General features: G+C 64.4%; 5 protein-coding genes. 3 read left to right on the top strand and 2 right to left on the bottom strand.

The window, feature by feature from the left end; genetic code table 11:
* Window positions 1–13 precede the first annotated feature (13 nt).
* The 3 genes from gcvH (at window position 14) to K359_RS0137745 (ending at window position 3,864) form a co-directional block, all read left to right on the top strand.
* Window positions 14–379 carry a glycine cleavage system protein GcvH gene (gene gcvH / locus K359_RS0137735; RefSeq protein WP_029083871.1) on the top strand — a complete coding sequence of 122 codons (366 nt, stop codon included), beginning with the start codon at window positions 14–16 and terminating at the stop codon, window positions 377–379.
* 22 nt (window positions 380–401) lie between these two features.
* Window positions 402–3,275, top strand: a complete 2,874-nt coding sequence (gcvP, locus tag K359_RS0137740) for an aminomethyl-transferring glycine dehydrogenase (protein ID WP_029083872.1) — start codon at window positions 402–404, stop codon at window positions 3,273–3,275.
* Window positions 3,276–3,426: 151 nt separating this feature from the next.
* A complete protein-coding gene (locus K359_RS0137745) occupies window positions 3,427–3,864 on the top strand; it encodes a thioesterase family protein (protein WP_029083873.1) in 438 nt (145 codons plus the stop codon).
* A 51-nt stretch (window positions 3,865–3,915) separates the two neighbouring features.
* Here the strand turns inward: K359_RS0137745 and K359_RS0137750 are convergent, their stop codons facing one another.
* A complete protein-coding gene (locus tag K359_RS0137750; RefSeq protein WP_245284841.1) occupies window positions 3,916–4,899 on the bottom strand; it encodes a hypothetical protein in 984 nt (327 codons plus the stop codon).
* 106 nt (window positions 4,900–5,005) lie between these two features.
* Window positions 5,006–6,094, bottom strand: coding sequence for a recombinase RecA (gene recA, locus K359_RS0137755; RefSeq protein ID WP_029083875.1), 1,089 nt, complete (start codon window positions 6,092–6,094; stop codon window positions 5,006–5,008).
* Window positions 6,095–6,316 lie beyond the last annotated feature (222 nt).

Here is a 6,316-nt window from a genome sequence, read left to right on the forward strand (position 1 = left end):
AGGATCGATCCCCATGACGACGCTGTACACGTCCGACCACGAATGGCTCCGCATCGAGGGCGACGTCGCCACGATCGGGATCACCGACTACGCGCAATCGCAGCTCGGCGACGTCGTGTTCGTCGAATTGCCCAAGGTCGGCCGCAGCCTGAAGAAGGCCGAGGCCGCCGCCGTCGTCGAATCCGTCAAGGCCGCCTCCGATGTCTACGCGCCGATCACCGGCGAGGTGATCGAGGTCAACGAAGAACTCGCGGCCGAGCCCGCGCTGGTCAATTCGGATGCCGGCGGCAAAGCCTGGTTCTTCAAGCTGAAGATATCAGACAAGAGCGAGCTCGGCGGCCTGATGGATGAGGCCGCCTACGCCGCGCACACCGCCTAAGGATCAGCCCAAGGATCAAGCCATGAACGCGCCCTTCAAGCCGATCAACGAAGCCGCCACTGATTTCGTCCGCCGCCACATCGGACCGTCGCCGCGCGACATCAACGCGATGCTGGAGACCGTCGGCGCTGCGAGCCTGCAAGCACTGATGAACGAGACGCTGCCGGCGTCGATCCGCCAGAAGGCGCCGCTCGATCTCGGCCGCGCGCTGAGCGAGACCGAGGCGCTTTCGCATATGAGCGAGCTCGCCGCACAGAACCAGGTGTTCACCTCGCTGATCGGCCAGGGCTACTCCGGCACCATCCTGCCCGCGGTGATCCAGCGCAACATCCTGGAGAACCCGGCCTGGTACACCGCCTATACGCCGTACCAGCCGGAGATCAGCCAGGGCCGGCTCGAAGCCCTGTTCAACTTCCAGAGCATGGTCTGCGACCTCACCGGGCTCGACGTCGCCAACGCCTCGCTACTCGACGAGGCGACCGCGGCGGCGGAAGCGATGGCACTCGCCGAGCGCCACTCGCAGGTCAAGGCGAAGGTCTTCTTCGTCGACAAGGAGGTGCATCCGCAGACGCTGGCGGTGATGCGCACGCGTGCCGCTCCGCTCGGCTGGGCGCTGGTCGTCGGCGATCCCCTGACCGAGCTCGACAAGGCCGACGTGCTCGGCGCGCTGCTGCAATATCCAGGCACCTCGGGCGCGGTGCGCGACCTTAAGCCCGCGATCGCATCGCTGCGCGCCAAGGGCGCGCTTGCGATCGTGGCGGCGGACCTGCTGTCGCTGACGCTGCTCACCTCGCCCGGCGAGCTCGGTGCCGACATCGCAATCGGCTCGGCGCAGCGGTTCGGCGTGCCGATGGGTTATGGCGGACCGCACGCCGCCTACATGGCGGTGCGCGACACGCTGAAGCGCTCGCTGCCCGGCCGCATCGTCGGCCTCTCCGTGGATTCGCGCGGCGCGCCGGCCTATCGCCTGGCGCTGCAGACCCGCGAACAGCACATCCGCCGCGAGAAGGCGACCTCGAACATCTGCACCGCGCAGGTGCTGCTCGCCGTGATCGCCTCGATGTATGCGGTCTATCACGGCCCCGAGGGCCTGACCCATATCGCACGCAGCGTGCATCGCCGCGCCACCGTGCTTGCCGCAGGCCTGCGCAAGCTCGGCTTTGCGCCTGTGAGCGAAGCGTTCTTCGACACCGTGACCGTCGAGGCTGGCGCAAAGCAGATCGAGATTGTCTCCCGCGCGCTGGCGGAGCGCATCAATCTGCGCATCGGCGCAACCACGCTCGGCATCGCGCTCGACGAGACCACGACGCCGGAGACCGTCGAGGCGGTGTGGCGCGTGTTCGGCGGCAAGCTCAGCTATGCCGAGATTGAGGCGGCCGCACGCGAGGCGCTGCCGAAGGAGCTGCGGCGCACCAGCGCCTTCCTCACCCATCCGGTGTTCAACACGCACCGCTCGGAGACCGAACTGCTGCGCTACATGCGCAAGCTCAGCGATCGTGACCTGGCGCTCGACCGCGCGATGATCCCGCTCGGCTCCTGCACCATGAAGCTGAACGCCACCACCGAGATGATCCCGCTGACCTGGCCGGCGTTCGGCAATCTGCATCCGTTCGCGCCGGCGGATCAGGCCAAGGGCTATCACGCGCTGTTCCAGCGGCTGGAGGCGTGGCTGTGCGACATCACCGGCTATGACGCGGTCTCGCTGCAGCCGAACTCCGGCGCGCAGGGCGAATATGCCGGGCTTCTCGCGATCCGCGGCTATCATCTCGCGCGCGGCGAGCCGCATCGCAAGGTGTGCCTGATCCCCTCCTCCGCGCATGGCACCAATCCGGCCTCGGCCGCGATGGTCGGCATGGACGTCGTGGTGGTGGCCTGTGACGCGCGCGGCGACGTCGATGTCGAGGACCTGCGCGCCAAGGCGCAGAAGCATTCGGCCAATCTCGCCGCTGTGATGATCACCTATCCGTCGACCCACGGCGTGTTCGAGGAGCATATCAGCGAGATCTGCGACGTCGTGCATGCGCATGGCGGACAGGTCTATCTCGACGGCGCCAACATGAATGCGCAGGTCGGGCTGTCCCGGCCCGGCGATTACGGCGCCGATGTCAGCCATCTCAACCTGCACAAGACCTTCTGCATCCCGCATGGCGGCGGCGGCCCCGGCATGGGCCCGATCGGCGTCAAGGCGCATCTTGCGCCCTATCTTCCCGGCCATCCCGCAACCGACGGCACGGTTGCGCACGCCATCGGCCCGGTGTCGGCCGCGCCGTTCGGTTCGGCGTCGATCCTGACCATCTCCTACATCTACATCCTGATGATGGGCGGCGAAGGGCTGACGCGCGCGACCGAGATCGCGATCCTCAATGCGAATTACATCGCGGCACGGCTGCAGCCGCATTTCCCGGTGCTGTATCGCAACGTCCGCGGCCGCGTCGCGCATGAGTGCATCGTCGATCCGCGGGCGCTGAAGACGACCAGCGGCGTTACCGTGGACGACATCGCCAAGCGGCTGATCGACTACGGCTTCCACGCGCCGACCATGAGCTTCCCGGTGGCGGGCACGCTGATGATCGAGCCGACGGAATCGGAATCGAAGTTCGAGATCGACCGCTTCTGCGACGCCATGATCGCGATCCGCAACGAGATCGCGGAGATCGAGAAGGGCCGCTGGAAGGTCGAGGCCTCGCCGCTGCGCCACGCGCCGCACACCGTCCACGACATCGCCGACGATGCCTGGAACCGGGCCTACAGCCGCGCCGAGGGCTGCTTCCCCGCGGGCGTGTCACGGTCCGACAAATACTGGAGCCCGGTCGGGCGCGTCGACAACGTCTATGGCGATCGCAATCTGGTGTGCTCGTGCCCGCCGGTGGAGGATTACGCGCAGGCGGCGGAGTAGCGCTATTTTAGGATGGGTAGAGCGAAGCGAAACCCATCATTCGTCGAGCGTGATGAGCCGTGATGGGTTTCGCTTCGCTCTACCCATCCTGCGGTCCGGTGATCATAAGGTCCGAAGAACGACGGCGAGCAATGCCGCGGCAGGAGGATTCATGCGCCAGGAATTCTGGTTTCATTTCCCGTTTCGCGTCCGCTATTCCGAGGTCGACGCGCAGGCCGTGGTGTTCAACGCCCACTATCTGACCTATTTCGACACGGCGATCACCGAATATTTTCGCGCGATGGGCTACGACTATCTCGGCGAGGTGGCGCGGACCGGCGTCGACTTTCATACCGTGAAGTCGGTCGTCGAATACAAGGCGCCGATCCGGTTCGACGAGGACATCGAGGTCTGCGTGCGGGTCGCGCGGATCGGCCGCTCCTCGATCGTGCTTGCGCTTGCGATCTTCGCCAAGGGCTCCGACGACCTTCGCGCCACCGGCGAGATCATCTGGGTCGCCACCGATCAGAAGACGCACCAATCGGTCGCCGTGACCGAAGACTTGCGGGGGCTGATCGCGCGCCGGGAAAAGGCGCTGGCGCAGGGCTAAGCGGATTGCCAATCCGTGTTGCGCGGATTGAGTCACAACGGCCACTGGGCGCTAGTGCTTCACCAGGGTTGGGGCCCAGCGCCAGAGATTGTCGTTGGTGAGATGCGTGCCGCCCCACCAGCGATCGATCGGATTGTGACGACTGAAGTCCTCCTTATGGGCGAGGACAGCTTCGCCAAATTCAGTCAGCGACAGCCGGCTTCGCCGATAGGCCTCCATGCGCGCTCGCAAATTCTCAGGGGCGATGACGCGTAACTCGTCATCGAGTCCGGCGATCGCGGGCTGCGGCCCGTGCGCGAGCCCTTGAAGCAGCGTCCCGATTTCCATGTCGGTGAATACGGCGCGTTGACCGAAGCCGCGAAGGTAGAACAACCCGTTCGTACCCATAAAGCCCGCCGCAATCAGTTCGAGCAGTCGCAGTTCGGTCGCGCCAAGTCCCGATCTGCTCCACGGAAGCTCCTGGAGCAGGTCAAGCAGGGCCGGCCTCAGCAAGGGAAAGCCGCTGAGGTCTCGATGCAGCGCATCGAAACAGGCTTCGGGCGTCGCCGCGCGATAGGCCTGCCAGCAGATGCTTGCGGTCTCGAGGTCGGCAGGCCGTATGTTGATAAGCGGCACTTCTTTCCATCCGCTCCATGTCTCGTGCATCGTCGACAGACCAAAAGCGACCAGGCGTAATTTTAACTTGGCCGCCATCGCCGGATAGGCCCGGAAATGGTCGAGCAACCAAATCAGCTGCAATTGATCATTTGGGTCCGGATCGAACCAAAGCTCGATAATCTCGAAAGGTTCGCAGAATTCGATCAGCGCGAGAGCCCTGCGCGCCTTGGCATCCTGAGGCCACTGGCTCCGCGTGCTCCAGTGCGACCAATGTCCGACCGGATCCTGGTCCGACCGTAATCCGAAGTAAGCCTCAAGCTCTCTTTGCGCCGGCAGCGGTCCGCCAACAAATCGAAAGCCGGATGTAATAGCGATCTCGGCGAGCCCCGAACGTGTAAGGCTGAGGCCGGACGGACTGGTCAGGATCAGGCGCTTCATCGGCACAACTCTGTCGACGCCGGCACAAAACGAAACAGGCGCCGAAGACGTCGGCAACTCAACGTCCTCAGCGCCCGCTTGCAGCGAAGTCTTGAAGTGAGCCGGCTTACTCCTCGGTCGGCTCCTCGCCCTCGGCGTCGCGCTCGGGCGTGCCGGCGAGGATCTGCTCGGAGATCAGGCCGGAGTTCTGCCGGATTGCGGCCTCGATCTTGGCGGTGATGTCGGGGTTCGCCTTCAGGAAGGCCTTGGAATTCTCGCGTCCCTGGCCGAGCCGCTGGCTGTCATAGGAGAACCAGGCGCCCGACTTCTCGACGATGCCGGCCTTGACGCCGAGGTCGAGAATTTCGCCCATCTTGGAGACGCCCTCGCCATACATGATGTCGAACTCGACCTGCTTGAAGGGCGGCGCCAGCTTGTTCTTCACAACCTTGACGCGGGTGGTGTTGCCGACGACCTCGTCGCGCTCCTTGATCGCGCCGATGCGGCGGATGTCGAGGCGGACCGAGGCATAGAACTTCAGCGCGTTGCCGCCGGTGGTGGTCTCCGGTGAGCCGTACATCACGCCGATCTTCATGCGGATCTGGTTGATGAAGATCACCATGGTGTGGGATTTGTTGATCGAGGCGGTGAGCTTGCGCAGCGCCTGGCTCATCAGGCGTGCCTGCAGGCCCGGCAGCGCATCACCCATCTCGCCCTCAAGTTCCGCCTTCGGCACCAGCGCCGCAACCGAATCGATCACCAGCACGTCGACCGCGCCGGAGCGCACCAGCGTGTCGCAGATCTCCAGCGCCTGCTCGCCGGTGTCGGGCTGCGAGATCAGCAGCTCGTCGATGTTGACACCGAGCTTGCGCGCATAGACCGGGTCGAGCGCGTGTTCGGCGTCGATGAAGGCGCAGATGCCGCCCTTCTTCTGGCCTTCCGCCACCGTGTGCAGCGCCAGCGTGGTCTTGCCCGAGGATTCCGGCCCGTAGATCTCGACCACGCGCCCTTTCGGCAGACCGCCGACGCCGAGCGCGATATCGAGCCCGAGCGATCCCGAGGACACCGTCTCAACATCCATAGAGCGGTCGTTCTTGCCGAGCTTCATCACCGAGCCCTTGCCGAACTGACGCTCGATCTGGGAGAGCGCGGCTGAGAGGGCCTTGGACTTGTCCATGGAGGATCCTTCGACGATACGCAGTGCAGTAGCGGACATTTGGGATGTGCTCCTTATGGCGGGGATTCGCTAGCGGGAAAAACGGGCGGCGGAGAGCGGGTGGAATGCGTTGTTGTTGGAACCTCGTACCACGTTTGTTCTATGTTCGCAATATGTTCTTTTCGAGAGTCGGGTGCTGGCCTGTTTTATCCCCTAGTGGCCTAGTTTGATTTTCGGAGTGGCCTGTTTTGAATTAACCGAGCGGCAACCAATGCTTAGCCG

Origin of the sequence: Bradyrhizobium sp. th-b2 (assembly GCF_000426785.1) — a bacterium.
In the GTDB taxonomy this organism is placed as follows: Bacteria; Pseudomonadota; Alphaproteobacteria; order Rhizobiales; family Xanthobacteraceae; genus Bradyrhizobium; species Bradyrhizobium septentrionale.